This is a genomic window from Streptomyces sp. NPDC050433 (genome assembly GCF_044458565.1).
Taxonomy (GTDB): domain Bacteria; phylum Actinomycetota; class Actinomycetes; order Streptomycetales; family Streptomycetaceae; genus Streptomyces.
The window spans coordinates 25,249-45,276 of record NZ_JBITIB010000008.1 but is presented as its reverse complement, the minus strand read 5'-3'; the positions used below and the strand labels follow the sequence as shown (position 1 = coordinate 45,276).

Sequence of the window (20,028 nt, the reverse complement as noted above, 5' to 3'; positions counted from 1 at the left end):
CTTAACGCAGAGGGCTTGCGCGTGAGCGATTCCGGCCGCAATGGTGTGGCCTCACACCTTTACCCGTGGCATCAATCCGAGGCAGCTATCCGAGGCAGGAGCGGCTCATGGCCGAAGGCACGGACTCCCGAATCCCACCAGCCGATCCGTCCGGTCCGGCGGGCCCGGCACCGGGTGTTCCCGCACCGGGCGGCCCCGCCGGCGACGCGGCCTATCTGCAGCGCCGTACGCTCAAGCGCGGCAGCGCCGGCTGGCTGCTGCTGACCGGTCTCGGCGTCGCGTACGTCGTCTCCGGGGACTTCTCCGGCTGGAACATCGGCCTCTCCGAGGGCGGCTTCGGCGGGCTCGCCATCGCGACGCTCCTGATGGGCGCGATGTACGCCTGCCTCGTCTTCTCCCTCGCCGAACTGTCCGCGATCCTGCCCACGGCGGGCGGCGGTTACGGCTTCGCCCGCCGGGCGCTCGGCACCTGGGGCGGCTTCCTGACCGGCACGGCCATCCTCATCGAGTACATCCTGGCGCCCGCCGCGATCTCCATCTTCATCGGCGACTACGTCGAGTCGCTGAACCTCTTCGGGCTGGACGCGGGCTGGCCCGTCTATCTCGCCTGCTTCGCCGTCTTCATCGGCATCCACCTGTGGGGCGTCGGCGAGGCGCTGCGCTTCAGCCTGGTCGTGACGGCCATCGCCGTCGCCGCGCTGCTGATCTTCGCCGTGGGCGCGTTCGCCGAGTTCGACAGCGCCGGCCTCAACGACATCCCCGTCCAGGAGGACGCGTTCGGTGCCAACTCCTGGCTGCCCTACGGTCTGTTGGGGATCTGGGCCGCGTTCCCGTTCGGCATGTGGTTCTTCCTGGGTGTGGAGGGCGTGCCGCTGGCCGCGGAGGAGGCCAAGGACCCGGTGCGTTCGATGCCGCGGGCGCTGTCGATCTCCATGGGCGTCCTCGTCCTGCTGGCGCTGATCACGTTCTTCGCCGCGACGGGTGCCCGCGGCTCCGAGGCCGTCATGGAGGCCGGTAACCCACTGGTCGTCGCGCTCCAGGGCGACGGTGATCCCACGGCGCTCAGCCGGTTCGTCAACTACGCGGGGCTCGCCGGTCTGGTCGCGTCCTTCTTCTCCCTCATCTACGCCGGCTCCCGGCAGCTGTTCGCGCTCTCCCGCGCCGGCTATCTGCCCCGCTTCCTCTCCCTGACCAGCAGCCGCAAGGCGCCCTACCTCGGCCTGCTGATTCCGGGCGCGATCGGCTTCGCCCTCGCCGCGGGCAGCGGCAACGGCGGCCGGATGCTGAATGTCGCGGTCTTCGGCGCCACGATCTCCTACGCCTTGATGGCCCTGTCGCATCTGGTGCTGCGCCGCCGCGAACCCGGTCTGCACCGCCCGTACAGGACTCCCGGCGGCATGCTGACCTCCGGCGTGGCGTTCGTGCTGGCACTGTCGGCGCTGGTGGCGACGTTCCTGGTGGACAAGGACGCGGCGTTCATCGCGCTCGGGGTCTATGTCGTCGCTCTCGCCTACTTCGCCTTCTACAGTCGGCACCGGCTGGTCGCCGCCGCGCCCGAGGAGGAGTTCGCCGCGCTCGCGGAGGCGGAGGCGGAGCTGAAACGGGACTGAGGTCCCGGCCCCGCCCGGCAGGTGACACGTACGACCGCACGACAGCACAGCACCACAACGGAGGAACGTTCAGTGAAGCCGCTCATCGGCGTCAGCACGTATCTGGAGACGTCGGCCAAGTGGGGCGTCTGGGATCTGCCCGCCGCCCTGCTGCCCCTGGGGTATCCGAGGCTCGTCCAGCGCGCGGGCGGCGTCGCCGTCATGCTCCCGCCGGACGAATGGGCCACCGCCGCCTCGGTGGTCGCCCGGCTCGACGGGCTGGTCGTCGCGGGCGGCCCGGATGTCGAGCCGGTCCGGTACGGGGCCGAGCCCGACCCCCGTACCGGACCACCCGCCAGGGAGCGGGACGACTGGGAACTGGCCCTGATCGAGGCGGCGTTGGCGTCCGGCACGCCTCTGCTCGCGATCTGCCGGGGCATGCAGCTGCTGAACGTCGCCCTCGGCGGAACGCTCATCCAGCATCTGGAGGGCCACACGGCCGCGACTCTCGGCGTCTTCGGCGAGCACCCCGTGAAGCCGGTGCCCGGTACGCGGTACGGCACGGCCGTGCCGGAGGAGTCGGACGTACCGACCTCCCACCACCAGGCGGTGGACCGGCTGGGCGAGGGCCTGATCGTCTCGGCGTACGCGGGCGACGGGACGGTGGAGGCGGTGGAGCTGGTGGACGACCGGTGGGTGCTGGGCGTGCAGTGGCATCCGGAGATGGGGCAGGACGTGCGCGTGATGGAGGCGCTGGTGGCGGCGGCGCGCGGCGACGGGTGACCCGCGCCGCGCGGCCGTGTGAAGCACCCGTGCCGCCCGGCCGGTGAGACGGCATGTACCGATGGTGTGCCGTTCACCTGTTGTTCGCGGGTGGGGGGAACCGTGTGCCGGGTTCGGGTCACCCATGGCCGTCGGACCGCGCATCCCCAGGAGATGAACGTGCCCATCACCCGTAGAGATTTCTCCAAGACCTCAGCCGGCGCGGGCCTCACCCTCGTCGGTACCGCCGGTGTGCTCTCCACCGCCTCCGCTTACGCCTACGCGGACGAGAGCGCCAACGCGAGCGCCGAGGCCGCCGTGAGCGGCGACCAGCCGCAGGACGCGCGGTCCTCCCAGGCGCTCGGCAGCAGGACCGGATACGGCCCGCTGATCGACGACCCGGAGGGCCTGGTCGCGCTGCCCGCCGGCTTCTCGTACAAGGTCATCAACCGCGCGGGTGTCACCAAGCTGGACAGTGGCGAGTTCACGCCGGGCAGCCACGACGGCACGGCAACCTTCCCGGGCACCCGCGGCTCCACGCTCCTGGTCACCAACCACGAGATCGGCGGCGACCGCGCCGAGGCCGACTTCCCCGTGCCGCTCACGCCGGGACTCGTCTACGACCCCGCCGCCCCCGGCGGCTGCACCGTCGTCGAGGTCTCCAAGCACGGCGAGTACGTGGCGGAGTGGGTCGGCATCGCCGGTACGCAGGAGAACTGCGCGGGCGGTCGCACACCTTGGGGCACCTGGCTGACCTGCGAGGAGGACACCACCAGGGCCGGTGAGGACGGCATGACCAAGGACCACGGTTATGTCTTCGAGGTGGACCCGTACGACCGCCGCGCGAACCAGGACCCGAAGCCGATCAAGGCGCTCGGCCGGTACGACCACGAGGCGGTCGTCGTCGACACCAAGCGCGGCCACATGTATCTCACCGAGGACGCCGACGAGCCGAACGGCCTGCTCTTCCGCTGGACTCCGCCGAAGGGCTTCCGGCACGGCCGCGGCAAGCTGCGCGGTCTCTCGGACACCGCGGGCGTGCTGGAGGCCTTCAAGTGCTTCGACTCGAAGGGCGCGTTCGTCGACGACCTGTCGCGCGCCACGAAGGCCGGCACCGTGTACGGCGTCGACTGGGTGACCGTGCCGGACCGCGACGCCAGGACCGTGTCGGTGCGTGAGCAGTTCACGGACACGCAGGTCACGCGCGCCCGCAAGCTGGAGGGCATGTGGTGGGCCGACGGCGGCGCGTACATCGTCTCCTCCTACGCCCGTGAGGAGAGCCCGAAGCAGCACGACGGCCAGGTGTGGTTCTACGACCCGGCGCGCCGCAAGCTGACCCTCAAGCTGATCCTGGACGTCAACCAGGACCCGTCGAAGGACGGCGCCTTCGACGGCCCCGACAACATCACGGTGTCGCCGTACGGCGGTGTGATCCTGGCCGAGGACGGCGACGGCGTCCAGCACCTGTTCGGCGCGACGGACTCGGGCAGGACCTACCCGATCGCCCGCAACGAGCTGAACGAGGGCACCGCCGAGGAGCCCGAGTACAGCGAGTTCGCCGGTGTCGTGTTCTCGCCCGACGGCAAGACGCTGTACGCGAGCATCCAGAACCCCGGCATCCTCCTGGCCATCACCGGCCCCTGGCGCCACCAGCGCTGACGATCCACCGCCAACGGCCGCGCCCCGACCCGTGGGCGCGGCCGTTGGCGTTACGGCGCCACGCGTGTCCGTTACGGCGCCACACGTGTCAGGGACAGCAGGTCGCGGGCAGGTCCGCTGGGCCGGTGACCCGTCGGCCACACGGCTCGCAGCTCGCGCCGCAGCTCGATGCCCGTCACCTCGACCTCGGTCAGCCGGCGTGACGCCAGCTCCTCCCCCACGGCCAGTTCGCTGACCACCGAGGGTCCCGCACCGCTCACCACCGCCGCCTTGACCGCCGTCGTCGAGGACAGTTCGAGCAGCGGCTCGGCGAGGCCTCCGTAGGAGGCGAGTGCCGCGTCGAGCACCTGGCGGGTGCCGGAGCCCTCCTCACGGAGGATCAGCGGGGCAGCCGCCAGTTCGGCTGCCGTCAGCGCTGTACGCCGTCCGCTCCACGGGTGCGCCGGTGCCACCACGACCACCAGCCGGTCGCGGCCGATCACCGTGCCGTCCAGCCCTCCGGGCACGGCCAAGCCCTCCACGAAGCCGAGGTCCGCCTGGCCGCCGAGCAGTCGCGCGGCCACGGCGCCCGAGTTTCCGGCCAGGAGCGAGACGGCCGTGTCCGGGCGGGCCGCGCGCAGTGCGATGAGCCAGCCGGGCAGCAGATACTCCGCGATGGTCATGCTCGCCGCGACCCGCAGCCGTGAGTCGCGCCGGTCGCGCAGCGCCTGAGCGCCCGCGTCGAAGGCCTCCGCCGCCTCCATGATCCGGCGCGCCCAGTCGGTGACGAGGGCGCCCGCCTCGGTGAGCCGGGAACCGCTCGGCGACCGGTCGAAGAGGCTGACGCCGAGCTGTCGTTCGACGGACCGTATCCGGCTGCTCGCCGCGGGCTGGCTGATGCCCAGCTCACGGGCCGCCCCGCCCATGCTGCCGTGCCGGGCAACGGCGATGAGCAGTTCCAGCGCGCCCAGCTCGGGTACCCGGTGGGCGAGGGTCACAGGAGGCTCATCAGTCATACACGCAGGTTATGGCCTCATAGCGCCAAGGGGCCTGGTGAGGAGGGCGGAGAGCGAGGAGGGTGCGAGCATGCCCACCCTCGCTCCCGCCACGCCGACGCCGACAACGCCGCCCACCCCGCTCGCGACGCCCCCCGCGACGCCCCACCCCCGGCGCTTCCCTGCCCTGCGCCATGTCGGCCCGAACTGGTACGCGAGCGTGATGGGCACCGCGATCGTCGCGAGCGCGGGCGCCGCACTCCCCTGGCACCCGTCGGTCGCCCCCGTACTGCGCGCCCTCTGCGTCACCGTCTGGGCGCTGTCGGCGCTGATGCTCCTGGTCGTGCTGGCCGCCCGCGCCGGGCACTGGATCCACCACCGCGACCAGGCCCGCGCCCATCTGCTCGACCCCGCTGTCGCGCCCTTCTACGGATGTCTCGCGATGGCCCTGCTCGCCGTCGGCGGCGCCACCCTCACCGTGGGCCGGCACGTGATCGGCGAGAGCGCGGCCGTCGCCGTGGACGCCGTGCTGTTCACGGCGGGCACGCTGGTCGGTCTGGCGGCGGCCGTGGGCGTCCCGTATCTGATGGTGGTCCGTCACCGGGTACGGTCCGCCGACGCGTCCCCGGTGTGGCTGCTGCCAGTGGTGGCGCCCATGGTGTCGGCGGCGCTCGGCCCGGCGCTGATCCCGTATCTGCCCGTAGGGCAGGGGCGCGAGGCGCTGCTGCTCGCCTGCTACGCCATGTTCGGCCTGAGCCTGCTCGCGACGCTCACCCTGCTGCCGCTGGTCTTCGGCAGGCTCGTGCTGTTCGGACCGCTGCCCGTTGCCCTGACGCCGGCGCTCTTCCTCGTACTCGGCCCGCTCGGGCAGTCGACCACGGCGGTCGGCCATCTCGCGGAGGCGGCGCGCGCCGCGCTCGGCGCGGCGCCCTCGCTCTCGGCCCTGGCCGCGTTCGCCGTCCTGTACGGCGTCCCGGTGCTGGGCTTCGCCCTGCTGTGGCTGGCGCTGGCGGTCGCGATGGTGGTGCGCGCGGTACGGCGCGGGATGCCGTTCTCGATGACGTGGTGGGCCTTCACCTTCCCCGTCGGCACCTGCGTGACCGGCGCCGCCGGGCTGGCCCGCACGACGGGCCTGGACGCCCTCTCCTGGCTCGCGTTCGGCCTCTTCGCGCTGCTGGCAGCCGCCTGGGCGGTCGCCTGGGCCCGCACCGTCCACGGTGTGGTCAGCGGAGCGCTGCCCGCAGCACCGCCGGCGCCTCGGCCAGTGACGGCCCGTACCAGGTGAGGTACCGCCCGTCGACCAGCGCGGCCGGCAGTGCGGGAAAGGCCTCGGGTCCGTCGTCGGCGGTGAAGCGGTACGGCTCGTCGGGCAGGACGACCAGATCGGCGCCCGATGCCCGCAGCTCGTCCAGTGGGATGCGCGGGTAGCGCTCGGCCCGGTCCGCGTAGACGTTGTGCACGCCGAGCCTGGCGAGCAGATCACCGGCGAAGGTGTTCCGGCCGAGCACCATCCACGGCCTGCGCCAGATCGGTACGACGGCCCGGCGCCCGCCTCCGTACGGAGGAGGCACCGTCGCCCACGCCTCCCGCGCCTCGTCCAGCCAGCGCGGCACCGTGAGCCCGCAGCCGGTCACGAGCATCCGCTCCAATTCGGCGAAGGCCTGGTCGAGGTCGCGCACCTCGGTGACCAGCACCTCGATGCCCGCCGCCCGGAGCGCGGCCAGATCCGGTTCGCGGTTCTCCTCCTCGTTGGCGAGGACGAGGTCGGGGCGCAGCGCGGTGATCGCGGCGATGTCGGGATTCTTGGTGCCGCCGACGCGTACGACGTCGAGGCCGCCGGGGTGGCTGCACCAGTCGGTCGCGCCCACGAGCAGTCCGGGCGCGGTGACCGCGACGGCCTCGGTGAGCGAGGGCACCAGCGACACGATCCGCGAAACCCTCGCCGCGGTCGGCATGGCGGAGGCGCGCTCAGCGCCGGGTGTCGAACGTCGCGTCGATGTGTTCGGCGACGGCGACGACCAGGATGCGGGTGCCGGGCTCGGTGGCGCGCCAGCGGTGTCTGACCCCGCCGGAGAGGTACAGCGTGTCGCCGCGCTCCAGGCGGTAGGCGCGGCCTTCGGCCTCGACCTCCACCGAACCGTCGGCGATGTACATCACCTCGTCGTTGCGGTGCTGGTACTCGCGCCCGGTGTCCAGCTCGCCGGTGTACTCCTTGGCGTGCAGCTGGTGTCCGCCACGGACCACCCGGCGCACACCGGCGCCGCCGCCGTCGGCGGCCCGTACGACGTCGACCGTGCGCGCGGAGTCGGCGGCGGCGTGCAGCGCCGCGACGGTCGTCTCCAGGGCGTCGGCCACCCGCTCCATCGAACGGGCGCTCGGCCGGGCGCGTTCGTTCTCGATCTGACTGAGGAAAGGTACGGAGAGCCCGCTGCGGTCGGAAACGGCCGCCAGCGTCAGCCCGAGCGACCTGCGCCGCCTGCGGACGGCGGCGCCCACCCTGAGCGCTTCCTTGTCGTCCATGTCTGGGCTCCCTCCGGCCGGATCGTCATCTTCTCAGAGTTGACGGCCGCATACGGGCGGTCTGCCTCACCCGCACCCGATCCGCCGCCGATCCGTCCCGATCCGGTTACCGACCCGTAGGGCCACAGGTCCAACCTACGACTCTCAGCGCCGATCGCACCCCCGCGAGCCGGGAGCGGGTACGGCCGCAGGTCGGCCGCGGGTCGGCCGCGGGTGCGGAGAAGGCGGGCACCGCTTGTCGCGGTGCCCGCCCGTCACTCTCCGTCGGCCGGCTCTCGCCTGCCGCTGACGCCCTACTGTGGGGCGATCTGGTCGGCAATGCCCGGATTTTTGTCCATCCAGGCCTTGACCGCCTCTTCCTCATGTCCCGTGCCGCGCTTCTGGATCTCGTTCTCCAGACCGGCGAGCTGCTGCTCGCTCAGCTTGAAGTCCTTGAACCACTCGGTCAGCTGCGGATAGTTCTTGGGGAAGTCCTTGTTGCCCACGGTGCGGATCTGGTCGCCCTCGCCGAATGCCTTCTGCGGGTCCTTCAGCTTGGTCAGCTCGTACTCGTTGTACGCCCAGTGCGGGGTCCACAGCATGACGGCGATCGGTTCCTTCTTGCCGTACGCCCGCTTCAGCTCGGCGAGCATGCCGGGTGTGGAGCTGTCGACGACCTTGTAGGCGCCGTCCAGACCGTAGCCGGGCAGGACCGTGTTCTTGAGGATGTTCATGGTCTCGGTACCGGGCTCGATACCGACGATCCGGCCCTTGAACTCGTCCTCGCGGCCCTTCAGATCCGCCAGTGAGTCGACGCCCTTCACATAGGAGGGCACGGCGATCTCCAGGGACGTCGGCCCGTACCAGGAACCGAGGTCGGTGAGTCTGTCGCCGTACTTGTCCCAGTACTTCTTCTGCGTGTTGGGCAGCCAGCCGTCGAACTGGACGTCGATCTGCCCTCGGGCCATCGCCGTGTACATCGGACCGACCTCGAACTGCTTGAGGTTCATCTTGTATCCCCGGTCCTCGAGCACCGCCTTCCACAGATACGTGGCGGCGATGTCCTCCTCCCAGGGGAACCAGGCGACCTCGATGGGCCGTTCGCGCTCGTCCTTGCCGTTCGCGCCCTTGCTGACGCCGCCGACCGGGGTCCACTTGTCGGCGAGTCCGGGATTGTCCCCCAGCCAGGCGCGTACCGCCTCCTGCTCCTTGCCCTTCCCGGCGCCCTGGATCTCCGCCTCAAGACTGGTGAGCTGGTCCTCGGTCATCTTGAAGTTCTTGAGCCACTTGGCGACGCTCGGGTTGTCGGCGGAGAAGCCCTTGCGGGCGAGCGTGTGCACCCCGTCGCCCGCGCCCCAGGTGCCCTTCGGGTCCTTGAGCTTCTTCAGGTCGTAGGTGTTGTACGCCCAGTGCGGGGACCACAGCGTGACGACGACCGGTTCCTTCTTCTCGTACGCGCGCTTCAGCTCGGCCAGCATGCCGGGCGTGGAGCCGTCGACGACCTTGTACTCGCCTTCGAGGCCGTACTCCTTCAGGACCTTGTCCTTGAGGATGCCCATCTCGCCCGCGCTGGGCTCGATGCCGATGATGCGGCCCTTGAACTGGTCGGCCTTGCCCTTGAGATCGGCCAGCGAGTCGACGCCCTTCACGTACGAGGGAACGGTCAGCTCCAGGGACGTCTCGTCGTACCAGGCGCCCATGTCCTCCAGCTTGTCCTGGTACTTGTCCCAGTAGGTGGCGTGGGTGGTCGGCAGCCAGGAGTCGGTCTGGATGTCGATCTGGCCGTTCGCCTGGCCGGTGTAGAGCGCCCCGGCCTCGTACTGGGTGGCCTCGACCTCGTAACCGCGCCGCTCCAGCATCTCCTTCCAGAGGAAGGTGGAGGCGATGCCCTCGTCCCAGGGGATGTAACCCATGCTGATCTTCTTGCCCTGGCCGACATCACCTTCACCGGCGACCGTCGTGCTCTTGCCCTCGCCGAAGATGCTCATGCCGCCCGCGACGAGCGCGAGGACGACGACGCCGACCACGGCGACCGAGGGGTGCGGGCGGTGGTCACGGATCTTGAGCGAACCGCTCACGGCCCGCGCCTTGGCCAGCGCGCGGCGGCCCAGCGGCGAGACCTGGCGGCCCAGCGCGCCGGTCAGCCGGTCCAGATACATCGCGAGGATGACGATGGAGACACCCGCCTCGAAGCCGAGACCGATGTCGACATTGCCGATGGCGCGGTAGACGGCGCCGCCGAGTCCGCCGCCGCCGACCATGCCCGCGATGACGACCATCGACAGGCCCAGCATGATCACCTGGTTGACGCCGGCCATGATCGTCGGAAGGGCGAGGGGCAGCTGGACGCGCAGCAGGGTGTTGCGCGGGCTGGTGCCGAACGCCTCGGCGGCCTCGACCAGTTCGGCGTCGACCTGCCGGATGCCCAGCTCCGTCATACGGACGCCGGGCGGCAGGGCGAAGATGATCGTGGCGATGATGCCGGGGACCACGCCGACGCCGAAGAAGATGATGCCCGGAATCAGATAGACCATGGCGGGCATGGTCTGCATGAAGTCGAGCACCGGCCGGATGACGGCGCTGACGGTGGCCGAGCGCGAGGCCCAGACGCCGAGCGGCACCGCGATGACCAGGATGACGATCGTGGCGACGAGCACCAGCGAGAGCGTCGACATCGCGAGTTCCCACAGCTCGATCGAGTCGATGAGCGCGAAGCCGACGAAGGCGAGACCGGCGGCGAGCAGACCGCGCAGCCACCAGGCGAGCACGGCCAGGATGCCGGCGAGGAGCAGCGGTTCGGGACCGCTCAGCACCGCGTCGACGGCGTCGTACATACCGGTGACGACCGAACTGATCGCGTCGAACAGCCAGGAGAGATGGCGCTGGAGGAAGTCGACTCCGGTGTCGACCCACTCACCGAGCGGGAGCCTAGGCACTGGCCGCCTCCTTATCGACGGTCAGGGTGGTCGCGCCCCCGAGTACGCCGGCCTCCGGCGCCGCCGTGCTCGGGGCCGCGTCGGAGGGTGTCATCGGCTCACCGAGCACGGCGAGAAGCCTGGCGCGCGGTACGACTCCGACGAGCCGCCCCTCGTCGTCGGTGACGGCGACGGGGACGGAGCTGGTCGAGCAGGGGGTGAACAGCTCGATGATCGGGGTGCTCGTGGTGACGGTGGCGGGCGCCGCCGCGAGCACGTCCTTGTCGGTGCGCAGTTCCTTGCCGCCATCCGTACGGATGCCATGGGCGGTGTCGGCGTCCGCCATGATCGCGCCGGCGGTCAGGACACGTGAGCGGTCGACGTCCTGGGTGAAGGAGGCGACGTACTCGTTGGCCGGGGTGACGAGGATGTCCTCGGCGGTGCCGAGCTGGACGATCTCGCCGTCGCGCATCACGGCGATCCGGTCGCCGAGCCGCATGGCCTCGTTGAGGTCGTGGGTGATGAAGACGATGGTCTTCTTCAGCCGCTTCTGCAGTTCCAGGAGCTGGTCCTGCATGTCGCGGCGGATCAGCGGGTCGAGCGCGCTGAACGACTCGTCCATGAGCAGCAGGTCCGCGTCGGTGGCGAGCGCGCGGGCCAGTCCGACACGCTGCTGCATACCGCCGGACAGCTCGTCGGGCCAGGCCTTCTCCCAGCCGGCCAGGCCCACGAGCTCAAGCGCCTCGGCGGCGCGCCTCTTCCGCTCGCCACTGGGAACGCCCTGGACCTCCAGGCCGTATCCCGCGTTCTCCAGCACGCTGCGGTGCGGGAACAGCGCGAAGTGCTGGAACACCATGCTGATCTTGGTGGAGCGCACGGTACGCAGCTCGGCCGCGCTCAGGGCGGTCACGTCCTGGCCGTCGAAGAGCACCCGCCCGGCCGTCGGCTCCAGCAGTCCGTTGAGCATGCGCAGCAAGGTGGACTTACCGGATCCGGAGAGTCCCATCACGACGAATATCTGACCGGGATCGACGGAGAACGAGGCGTCGATCACCGCTGCGGTCGTACCGTCGGCGCGCAACTCGTCACGGTCCGTGCCGCTTTCGAGCTTCCTCACCGCTTCTTCGGGTCGTGCGCCGAATACCTTGTACAGGTGTTCCGCCTGCAGCCTGGACACATATACCTCACGCCGTCGAAATGAGAAACGGCCCGCCACCCCCGCCGGCGGGCCGTGGAGCGGTACGGGTTCGGCCCGCGTGGCCGGTCGACGGTCTGTGTGAGTCCGCGCCCGGGTCCGCTCCGCATGCGCGCCTGCCCCGGCCGGCGGGAGGCAAACGCTTATGTGGTCCACACCACTGAGAAGTACTGCCGCGCAGGTCAGAAGCCGGGTCGGACCGGATCGTCCGCCCGCTGTCAGTGGGATGCGGCATCATCGGGGTGTGACGCGACGCCTGATGCTCCTCGACACCGCTTCCCTCTACTTCCGGGCCTATTTCGGGGTCCCCGACTCAGTGCGTGCCCCCGACGGCACGCCCGTCAACGCGGTCCGGGGGCTGCTCGACTTCATCACCCGGCTCGTCCAGGACCACCACCCGGACGATCTCGTGGCCTGCTGGGACGCCGACTGGCGACCGCAGTGGCGGGTGGATCTCATCCCGTCGTACAAGGCGCACCGTGTGGCGGTCGAGACGCCGGAGGGGCCGGACGAGGAGGAGACCCCGGACACGCTCGCACCGCAGGTGCCGATCATCGAGGCGGTGCTGGACGCGCTGGGGATCGCGCGGGTGGGCGTCGCGGGGTATGAGGCGGACGATGTGATCGGCACGCTCACCGGCGCCGCCTCGGGCCCGGTGGACATCATCACGGGCGACCGCGATCTGTACCAACTGGTGGACGACGCCCGTCAGGTGCGGGTGCTGTATCCGCTCAAGGGGGTCGGCTCACTCCAGGTGACGGACGAGGCGTGGCTGCGCGAGAAGTACGGGGTCGACGGCTCCGGCTATGTCGATCTGGCGCTGCTGCGTGGGGATCCGAGCGACGGGCTCCCCGGCGTGCCCGGAATCGGCGAGAAGACGGCGGCCAAGCTGCTCGACGCGTACGGCGACCTGGCGGGGATCATGGCGGCGGTCGACGATCCGCGGTCGGGGCTCACGCCCTCGCAGCGCAAGCGGCTGGACGAGGCCAGGGACTATGTGGCGGTCGCTCCGACGGTGGTCAGGGTCGCGGGCGACGTACCAATGCCGGACTTCGACCCGGCGCTGCCCGCCGAGCCGCTCGACCCGGAGATGCTGGACGCGCTGGCGGCGCGGTGGGGGCTGAACAACGCGCTGCACCGGCTGCTCACCGTGCTCGGGAAGTGAGGAGAGGTGCGACAGGCGACGAAGTGCTAACTTAGGTATACCTAAGCACCGCACACGACCGTCGCGCGACGGCCGCATGCCGTACGAGTCGAGGGAGACGCCGTGGCAGCACAGCAGGCCCGCAGGTCACCGAAGGTCCACCAGGCGCGGGTGGTGCGCGCCCAGCGCATCACCCCGCACATGGTGCGTCTGGTCCTCGGCGGCGACGGACCCGCCGGGCTCGACGCGGGCGAATTCACCGACCATTACGTCAAGTTGCTCTTCGCCCCCGAGGGTGTCAGCTATCCCGAGCCGTTCGACATGGACCGTGTTCGCGAGGACTTCCCGCGCGAGCAGTGGCCCGCGACCCGTACGTACACGGTGCGCGAGTGGAACCCGGCCGCCGGGGAGATCACGATCGACTTCGTGGTGCACGGGGACGAGGGCCTGGCGGGACCGTGGGCGGCTGCCGCACAGCCCGGCGACACGGTGCGGTTCCTCGGGCCCGGCGGGTCGTACGCCCCCGACCCGGCCGCCGACTGGCATCTGTTCGTCGGTGACGAGAGCGCGCTGCCCGCGATCGCCGCGTCCGTGGAGCAGGCTCCGGGGGGTGCCAGGATCCGCGTGTTCGTCGAGGTCGAAGGGCCCGACGAGGAGCAGAAGATAGCCGCCCCCGCCGGGGCCGAGATCGTCTGGCTGCACCGCGGGAGCCGTCCGGTCGGTGAGGCTCTCGTCGCCGCCGTACGTGCGCTGGACTTCCCCGCCGGTGATGTGCACGCCTTCGTGCACGGCGAGGCCGGTTTCGTGAAGGAGCTGCGCCGACATCTGCGGCACGACCGGCGGATCCCGCGCGAGCGGCTGTCGATCTCGGGGTACTGGCGGCTGGGTCAGAACGACGAGGCGTGGCGGGCGGTCAAGCGCGAGTGGAACGAGCAGGTGGAGCGCGAGCAGGAAGGCGCGGCGCAGACCTGACGCGGCGTTCGTCCTCGATCGCCGTCCCGCGATCGAGGACGAACGCTCGGCGCGCTGGACGGACTTCTGGTACGAGCGGAACGTCCGGGTCGAGAGCCAGACCGCGACGACGGCGAGCACCAGCAGCGGTCCCCTGACGGGGTCGAAGTCCGCGATGCGGGCCATCCACGACGGCATCTGGGCCGGCGCCATGAAGGCCGACGAGAGGAACGTCAGCGGCAGCAGCAGGAAGCTGTTGATGCCGATGATCGACTCGCGCTGCCGTACGAGCATGCCGAGTGCGTTGGACAGCGCCCCGAAGACCGTACCGAGCAGGATCGCACAGACGAGCAGCACGAGCAGCAGGTGCCGACGGAGAGCTTGCGGCGTTCGAAGTGGCCGAGGAAGTCCTCCCATTCGGCGTCGGTGGGGGTGCGGTACTCCTCGGCCGGGCGCAGGGCTCGGCGGCGGGAGATGAACGCACGGTGGGCCTCGATGGTCTCGGTGGGGTAGATGGTTAATGGTGCAGTCGGGTATTGAAACTGCCCGAATACCTGTCTCATCTGCACCTTGTGTGCCGTGTGGTGGCTGGGTCTGCGCGTCTCAAGGGGTGTAAGCGTCGCAGGGCCCGGGAAAATCGGGTGCCGTGTGAAGGGCTGCTCGCCAGGATGAGGATCATGACTAGTGAGACGCGCGTGGGGAGTCGGCAGGTCGTGGGAGAGGCGGGGCGCCCGCTTGCCTTGGTCACGGGGGCGGGACGTTCGGCGGGGATCGCGGCGTCCGTGGTACTGAATCTGGCCCGGGCCGGTTGGGACGTGGCCTTCACGTACTGGACTCCATATGACGCGCGCATGCAGTGGGGCATGGAGCCGGGTGCGCCCGAAGAGCTGCAGAAGAAGGTGGCGTCCCATGGGGCGAGAACGCTTGCGGTCGAGGCGGACCTGAGCGACCCGGCAGTGCCGGCTCAGCTCTTCGACAGCGTTGAGCGGGAGCTGGGCAACGTCACCGCGCTGGTGCTCTGCCATTGCGAGTCGGTTGACTCCGGCTTGCTGGACACCACGGTGGAGAGCTTCGACCTGCACTTCGCGGGTCAATGCGCGGGCAACGTGGCTGCTGATCCGGGAGTACGGGCTGCGATTCCGCGGGCAGCACGGAAGCGGGCGGATCGTCAGCCTGACCAGCGACCACACCGCTGGCAACCTGCCCTATGGGGCGAGCAAGGGGGCCATGGACCGGATCACGCTGGCCGCCGCCCGCGAACTCGCCCATCTGGGAGTGACCTGTAACGCGATCAATCCCGGGCCGACTGACACCGGGTGGATGACCGAGGAGCAAAAGGCGGACATGATCCGCTTCACACCCCTGGGACGCCTTGGCGTGCCGCGGGATTGCGCGAATTTGGTCACGTTTCTCTGCTCGGCAGAGGGTGGATGGATCAACGCCCAGCTTCTCCAGAGCAATGGCGGTCTCGGGTAGCCAAGCGTACGAGGCAAGGCTCACGGGCGCTTCCGGCTGGCGACGTCGGCGGCGTGGGCGGCCCAGTCCCCGGCGGATGCCTTCTGCCATAGGAAGGCGACTTGGATGTGGACGCCGAGCATCCGGGCGAGGATGGCGGCGGGGAGTTCGGCGGCGAGGGCGAACAGAGCTGTGGAGCGGTCCTGTTGGGGTCGAATGCCGATCTTGTGCAGCCGCAGAGCGATCTGGCTGTCGCTGAGTGGACGCCCTGGTTGTCCTCCGGGGAAGAGCCGGGGGCGTCGTCCGGAGTGCCGATCTCGGCCTTGCCGCGTCGGGTCGCGACGAGCTCGCGGACCAGGGTGCCCAGCGGCATCGGAAGGATGACGGGCGAAGTTCCGAAGGTGATCGAGACGGTCTCGCCGGTGACGTCGACGTGGTCGACGGTGAGTTGGCTGATGCGTTCGGCAAGGTCCGTGCGGGCCTGGACGGTCGTGGTGATCCATCTCTCCAGGGCGACGAGCCGTTCGTCGCGCGGCGGCAGGGCTCCCGTCGCAAGATCCCCGACAGAGTCAGCGTCGTCGGGCGTCCAGGCCCTTCCACAGGTGTCAGCGGGTCGGTGTCAGCAGGTGCGGCCGACGTACCACGCGTCGCTGACCTTGCTCTTCGAGCCGAGCCAGGTGACGCCGGGGCCGACACACTGCTCGTAGTTCCAGCCGGAGACCTCGACCTCGATGACGACGCGCGAGCCGTCATTCGTGCAGTGGTTGTAGTACGAGTCGCTGGACGTCGAGTAGTAGCCGCAGGGCGTCGCGGCGGCGGACGGGGCGGCGGACGCCGCGGTGGACATTCCCAGGACCATGGCGACAGCGCCGACGAGGGCGGGGAGGGACTGACGAACGCGCATGCGGCTACTCCTTGTTGAGAGCGTGGAACCCCAGGGCACCTGAATCGGTGCGCACGCAGAGCATCGCATCAACTACCGTCAGCAACCGATCACTTCACCCGTACGTGGCTGCCAGGTCACTGAACTGGGGGACTCCGCACGGCCGTCGCCGGCCCCGCCCTCACCCCACCGAGCTGTACGCCACCACCCCGCGCAGCACCGCGTCGACCGCCTTGCGCGCGTTCTTCGCGACCGTGCTGTTCTCGCGGGGCGCCGCCGCCGCGATCTGCCCGAGGACGTCGATCACCTGCTTGCACCAGCGGACGAAGTCGCCCGCCGGCATCTCGGCGTCGCGCAGCACCTCGTCGAGGCCCTTGCCCGACGCCCACATGTACACGGCCCAGGCGAAGCCGAGGTCGGGCTCGCGCTGGCCCACCCCCTCCGCCTGATTGATCTTGAAGTCCTCCTCCAGCGCGTCGAGCCGGCCCCAGATACGGACCATCTCGCCGAGCGCGGCCTTGGCCGCGCCGCTCGGCAGCCGGGGTGCCACCGCGTCGTCCGACTGGCGCGCCTCGAAGACCAACGCCGAGACACACGCGGCCAGTTCCGCCGGGGAGAGCCCTTCCCACACGCCCTCGCGCAGGCATTCGCTGGCGAGCAGGTCCAACTCGCCGTAGAGCCGCGCCAGTCGCTTGCCGTTGCCCGTGACCTCGTCGCCGCGCAGATAGTCCATCTCCGTGAGGAGGGCGACGATACGGTCGAAGGTGCGGGCGATGGTGTTCGTACGGCCCTCGATCCGCCGTTCCAACTGCCGGGTGTCACGCTGCAGCCGGTGGTAACGCTCCGCCCACCGCGCGTGGTCCTCGCGCTCGTCGCAGCCGTGGCACGGGTGCGCGCGCAGCTCCGTACGCAGCCGGCCGATCTCGCGGTCGTCGGCGGCCGGTGCCCGCCCCTTGCGGTGCCGCTCCGGCACGACATGACCGGCCTTCGTGCGCAGCGCGGACGCCAGGTCGCGGCGCGACTGCGGCGAGCGCTGGTTGAAGCTCTTGGGGATCCGCATCCGGTCCAGCGCCTCGACCGGCACCGGGAAGTCCATCGACGCGAGCCGCTTGACCTGCCGCTCGGCGGTCAGCACCAGAGGCCTTGGGCCGTCGTGATACTCCACGCCCCGGTGTCCGCCCGCCCGCCCGGCCGGCAGTCCGGGGTCGAGCACCAGCGCGAGGCCGGCGAACTTGCCGGTCGGGACATGGATGACATCGCCGGGCTTGAGCTTCTCCAGCGAAGACGCGGCGGCGGCCCGCCGCTGCACGGCTCCCTGCTTGGCCAGCTCCGTCTCACGGTCCTTCAGGTCGCGGCGCAGCCGCGCGTACTCCTCGAAGTCCCCCAGGTGGCAGGTCATGCCCTCCCGGTAGCCCTCCATCCCCTCTTCGTTCCTCTGCACCTGCCGGGAGATCCCGACGACCGACTTGTCCGCCTGGAACTGGGCGAAGGACGTCTCCAGCAGCTCGCGCGAGCGGTGCCGGCCGAACTGGTGCACCAGATTGACCGCCATGTTGTACGACGGGCGGAAGCTGGAGCGCAGCGGATAGGTGCGCGTGCCCGCGAGACCGGCGAGCGCGCCCGGGTCCATTCCGCGCTGCCACAGGACCACCGCGTGGCCCTCGACGTCGATGCCGCGGCGGCCGGCACGCCCGGTGAGCTGGGTGTACTCGCCGGGTGTGATGTCGGCGTGCTGCTCACCGTTCCACTTGACGAGCTTCTCCAGGACGACGGACCTGGCGGGCATGTTGATGCCGAGCGCCAGCGTCTCCGTGGCGAACACGGCCTTGACCAGACCGCGTACGAACAGCTCCTCGACGACTTCCTTGAACGTCGGCAGCATGCCGGCGTGGTGGGCGGCGATGCCGCGCTCCAGGCCCTCCAGCCATTCGTAGTAACCCAGGACATGCAGGTCCTCGGTGGGGATGGACGCGGTCCTCGCCTCGACGATCTCCCGGACCTGGGCCCGCCTGCTGTCGTCGTTGAGCCGCAGACCCGCGTGCATGCACTGCTGTACGGCGGCCTCGCAGCCGGCCCGGCTGAAGATGAACGTGATGGCGGGCAACAGGTCCTCGGCGTCCAGCCGCTCGATGACCTCGGGCCTGCCGGGCGTCCAGATCCGGCCGCGCTGCCTGCGCTCGCGCTCCCGGTCCGCCTCGCGGACCATCTTGCCGCGGCGGCGGTCACGCGGGTTGTACGTCTTCTGGTTCTCCATCCGGGCCAGCCGGACGAGGTCGGGGCTGACCTCGCGGCGCGCCTCGCCGCGGCCTCCGTGGTCGGTGCTCTCCTCGAAGAGGTCGTACATCCGGCGGCCCGCGAAGACGTGCTGCCACAGCGGCACGGGGCGGTGCTCGGAGACGATCACTTCGGTGCTGCCACGGACGGTGTCCAGCCAGTCACCGAACTCCTCCGCGTTGGACACGGTCGCCGACAGGGACACCAGGGTCACCGACTCGGGGAGGTGGATGATCACCTCTTCCCAGACGGCGCCGCGGAAGCGGTCGGAGAGGTAGTGCACCTCGTCCATCACGACATAGCCGAGCCCGGCCAGCGACTGGGAGCCCGCGTAGAGCATGTTGCGCAGGACTTCGGTGGTCATCACGACCACCGGGGCGTCGGAATTGACGCTGTTGTCGCCGGTGAGCAGCCCGACCTTGTCGGCCCCGTAGCGTTTCGCCAGGTCCGCGTACTTCTGGTTGGACAACGCCTTGATGGGGGTGGTGTAGAAGCACTTACGGCCCTCGGCGAGCGCCAGGTGCACGGCGAACTCACCGACGATCGTCTTGCCGGAGCCGGTGGGCGCCGCGACCAGGACGCCCTTGCCGGACTCCAGGGCCTGGCATGCCTCGATCTGGAAGGGGTCGAGGCCGAACTCGTACATCTCGCGGAACGGCGCGAGTGCGGTGGCCTGCTCGGCTGCGCGGGTCCGAGCTGCGGCGTATCGCTCGGCCGGTGTGAGGTCCTCTGTCATCTTGCTCACGAGCCTACCCGCCACCTCTGACAGCGGGCGCGATCTTTACGGGCGGGCTGCCGGAGCCTCTGCGGGAGCCGCCTCCGGTGCCCGTCAGGCGCCGGGCGCGAGCACCCGTACGGCCCCGGCGACGCACCGCGCGGTCAGGGGCAGCGGGCCGAGCGGCTCCCCGTCGGCGTAGCCGGTGAGGCCGGAGGCGGCGAGAGTTATCTTCGCGGTGCGGTGGACGGTGACCTTGGGGTGGTCGAGATGCGTGCCCCGGTAGACGCGCGGAAACACCTTCAGCAGCGTGGCACGGCTGCAGTCGCCGACGACGGTGACGTCGAAGAGCCCGTCGTCCATGGCGGCGTCCGCGCAGATGCGCATGCCGCCTCCGTAGGAGGGGCCGTTACCGACGGCGACGAGGGTCGCCTCGATGTCCCGATCGGTGCCGTCGTCCAGGGTCATGCGGTAGGGGACGGGCTTGAAGGCGGCCAGTTCGGCCACCATGGCCAGGTCGTACTTGAAGCGGCCGGCCGGCCAGCGCATGCGGTTGCCGCGGTCGTTGACGCGTGAGTCGAAGCCGGAGGCGAGGACGGTCCCGAACCACCGGCCCTCGACCCGCCCCAGGTCCAGCTCCCGGATCCCGCCGTGCTTCAGGGCGTCGGCCGCGATCCGCCCGGCCGCCGCGGGGTCCCGGACCGGCAGGCCCAGCGCCCGGCCGAAGTCGTTGCCGGTGCCGACGGCGACGACCCCGAGCGGGGTGTCCGTACCGGCCACGGCCTGGAGCGCGAGGGAGACCAGACCGTCCCCGCCGACGGCGATGAGCGCGCCGGTGCCCGCCGCGACGGCCTCGCGTGCGCGGCGCAGCGCGTCGTCGGCGTCGGAGCCGAGCACCGTACGGACGGAGTACCCGGCGTCCCTGAGCTCGCGGGCGGCAGGCTGCGCGGCGCGTGCGCCCCTGCCGCGCCCGGCGGTGGGGTTGACGAAGAGGCTGATCTCACTGGTCACGG

Annotated in this window: 14 protein-coding genes and 2 pseudogenes; 7 read left to right on the top strand and 9 right to left on the bottom strand. The window is 70.5% G+C overall.

What is annotated here, in order from left to right:
* Positions 1 to 107: 107 nt before the first annotated feature.
* From eat to ACIBLA_RS11945, 3 genes are all read left to right on the top strand, one after another.
* Positions 108 to 1,610: an ethanolamine permease gene (gene eat / locus ACIBLA_RS11955; RefSeq protein WP_363246439.1), complete on the top strand. Its 1,503-nt coding sequence runs from the start codon at positions 108 to 110 to the stop codon at positions 1,608 to 1,610.
* Positions 1,611 to 1,682: 72 nt separating this feature from the next.
* Positions 1,683 to 2,372, top strand: a complete 690-nt coding sequence (locus tag ACIBLA_RS11950) for a gamma-glutamyl-gamma-aminobutyrate hydrolase family protein (protein ID WP_363246438.1) — start codon at positions 1,683 to 1,685, stop codon at positions 2,370 to 2,372.
* Positions 2,373 to 2,531: 159 nt separating this feature from the next.
* Positions 2,532 to 4,010: an alkaline phosphatase PhoX gene (locus ACIBLA_RS11945; RefSeq protein WP_399198489.1), complete on the top strand. Its 1,479-nt coding sequence runs from the start codon at positions 2,532 to 2,534 to the stop codon at positions 4,008 to 4,010.
* Positions 4,011 to 4,081: 71 nt separating this feature from the next.
* Here ACIBLA_RS11945 and ACIBLA_RS11940 read toward each other — a convergent pair whose 3' ends face one another.
* A complete protein-coding gene (locus ACIBLA_RS11940; RefSeq protein ID WP_399198488.1) occupies positions 4,082 to 5,005 on the bottom strand; it encodes a LysR family transcriptional regulator in 924 nt (307 codons plus the stop codon).
* A gap of 70 nt (positions 5,006 to 5,075) precedes the next feature.
* Between ACIBLA_RS11940 and ACIBLA_RS11935 the strand changes: the two genes are divergently transcribed.
* On the top strand, positions 5,076 to 6,269 hold the full coding sequence (locus ACIBLA_RS11935) for a TDT family transporter (RefSeq protein ID WP_399198487.1): 1,194 nt from the start codon (positions 5,076 to 5,078) through the stop codon (positions 6,267 to 6,269).
* Here ACIBLA_RS11935 and ACIBLA_RS11930 read toward each other — a convergent pair.
* The 4 genes from ACIBLA_RS11930 to ACIBLA_RS11915 form a co-directional block, all read right to left on the bottom strand.
* Positions 6,208 to 6,939: a helical backbone metal receptor gene (locus ACIBLA_RS11930; RefSeq protein ID WP_399198486.1), complete on the bottom strand. Its 732-nt coding sequence runs from the start codon at positions 6,937 to 6,939 to the stop codon at positions 6,208 to 6,210. The genes ACIBLA_RS11935 and ACIBLA_RS11930 overlap by 62 nt on opposite strands.
* A 13-nt stretch (positions 6,940 to 6,952) precedes the next feature.
* Positions 6,953 to 7,504 carry a helix-turn-helix domain-containing protein gene (locus ACIBLA_RS11925; protein ID WP_399198485.1) on the bottom strand — a complete coding sequence of 184 codons (552 nt, stop codon included), beginning with the start codon at positions 7,502 to 7,504 and terminating at the stop codon, positions 6,953 to 6,955.
* 293 nt (positions 7,505 to 7,797) lie between these two features.
* Complete coding sequence (locus ACIBLA_RS11920) at positions 7,798 to 10,419, bottom strand: ABC transporter permease/substrate binding protein (protein ID WP_363246216.1); 2,622 nt, start codon at positions 10,417 to 10,419, stop codon at positions 7,798 to 7,800.
* Positions 10,412 to 11,575: a glycine betaine/L-proline ABC transporter ATP-binding protein gene (locus tag ACIBLA_RS11915; RefSeq protein ID WP_399198484.1), complete on the bottom strand. Its 1,164-nt coding sequence runs from the start codon at positions 11,573 to 11,575 to the stop codon at positions 10,412 to 10,414. Before ACIBLA_RS11915 ends, ACIBLA_RS11920 begins: the two co-directional genes overlap by 8 nt.
* Positions 11,576 to 11,852: 277 nt before the next feature.
* On the opposite strand from ACIBLA_RS11915, the gene ACIBLA_RS11910 reads away from it, so the two are divergent.
* On the top strand, positions 11,853 to 12,758 hold the full coding sequence (locus ACIBLA_RS11910) for a 5'-3' exonuclease (protein WP_363246220.1): 906 nt from the start codon (positions 11,853 to 11,855) through the stop codon (positions 12,756 to 12,758).
* Between the two features lie 102 nt (positions 12,759 to 12,860).
* On the top strand, positions 12,861 to 13,709 hold the full coding sequence (locus ACIBLA_RS11905) for a siderophore-interacting protein (RefSeq protein ID WP_363246214.1): 849 nt from the start codon (positions 12,861 to 12,863) through the stop codon (positions 13,707 to 13,709).
* Positions 13,710 to 13,766: 57 nt separating this feature from the next.
* On the opposite strand, the pseudogene ACIBLA_RS11900 reads toward ACIBLA_RS11905, so the two are convergent.
* Positions 13,767 to 14,051, bottom strand: a pseudogene (locus tag ACIBLA_RS11900) (ABC transporter permease); the annotation flags it as partial.
* 314 nt (positions 14,052 to 14,365) lie between these two features.
* Here ACIBLA_RS11900 and ACIBLA_RS11895 point away from each other — a divergent pair.
* A pseudogene (locus ACIBLA_RS11895) lies at positions 14,366 to 15,164 on the top strand (SDR family oxidoreductase).
* A 598-nt stretch (positions 15,165 to 15,762) separates the two neighbouring features.
* Here ACIBLA_RS11895 and ACIBLA_RS11890 read toward each other — a convergent pair.
* The 3 genes from ACIBLA_RS11890 to ACIBLA_RS11880 all read right to left on the bottom strand — a co-directional run bounded on the left by ACIBLA_RS11890 (position 15,763) and on the right by ACIBLA_RS11880 (position 20,026).
* Positions 15,763 to 16,047, bottom strand: coding sequence for a DUF6355 family natural product biosynthesis protein (locus tag ACIBLA_RS11890; protein ID WP_363246213.1), 285 nt, complete (start codon positions 16,045 to 16,047; stop codon positions 15,763 to 15,765).
* Positions 16,048 to 16,207: 160 nt separating this feature from the next.
* Positions 16,208 to 19,036, bottom strand: a complete 2,829-nt coding sequence (locus ACIBLA_RS11885) for a DEAD/DEAH box helicase (protein ID WP_363246219.1) — start codon at positions 19,034 to 19,036, stop codon at positions 16,208 to 16,210.
* Positions 19,037 to 19,129: 93 nt separating this feature from the next.
* Positions 19,130 to 20,026, bottom strand: a complete 897-nt coding sequence (locus tag ACIBLA_RS11880; protein WP_399198483.1) for a diacylglycerol kinase — start codon at positions 20,024 to 20,026, stop codon at positions 19,130 to 19,132.
* Positions 20,027 to 20,028: the final 2 nt, after the last annotated feature.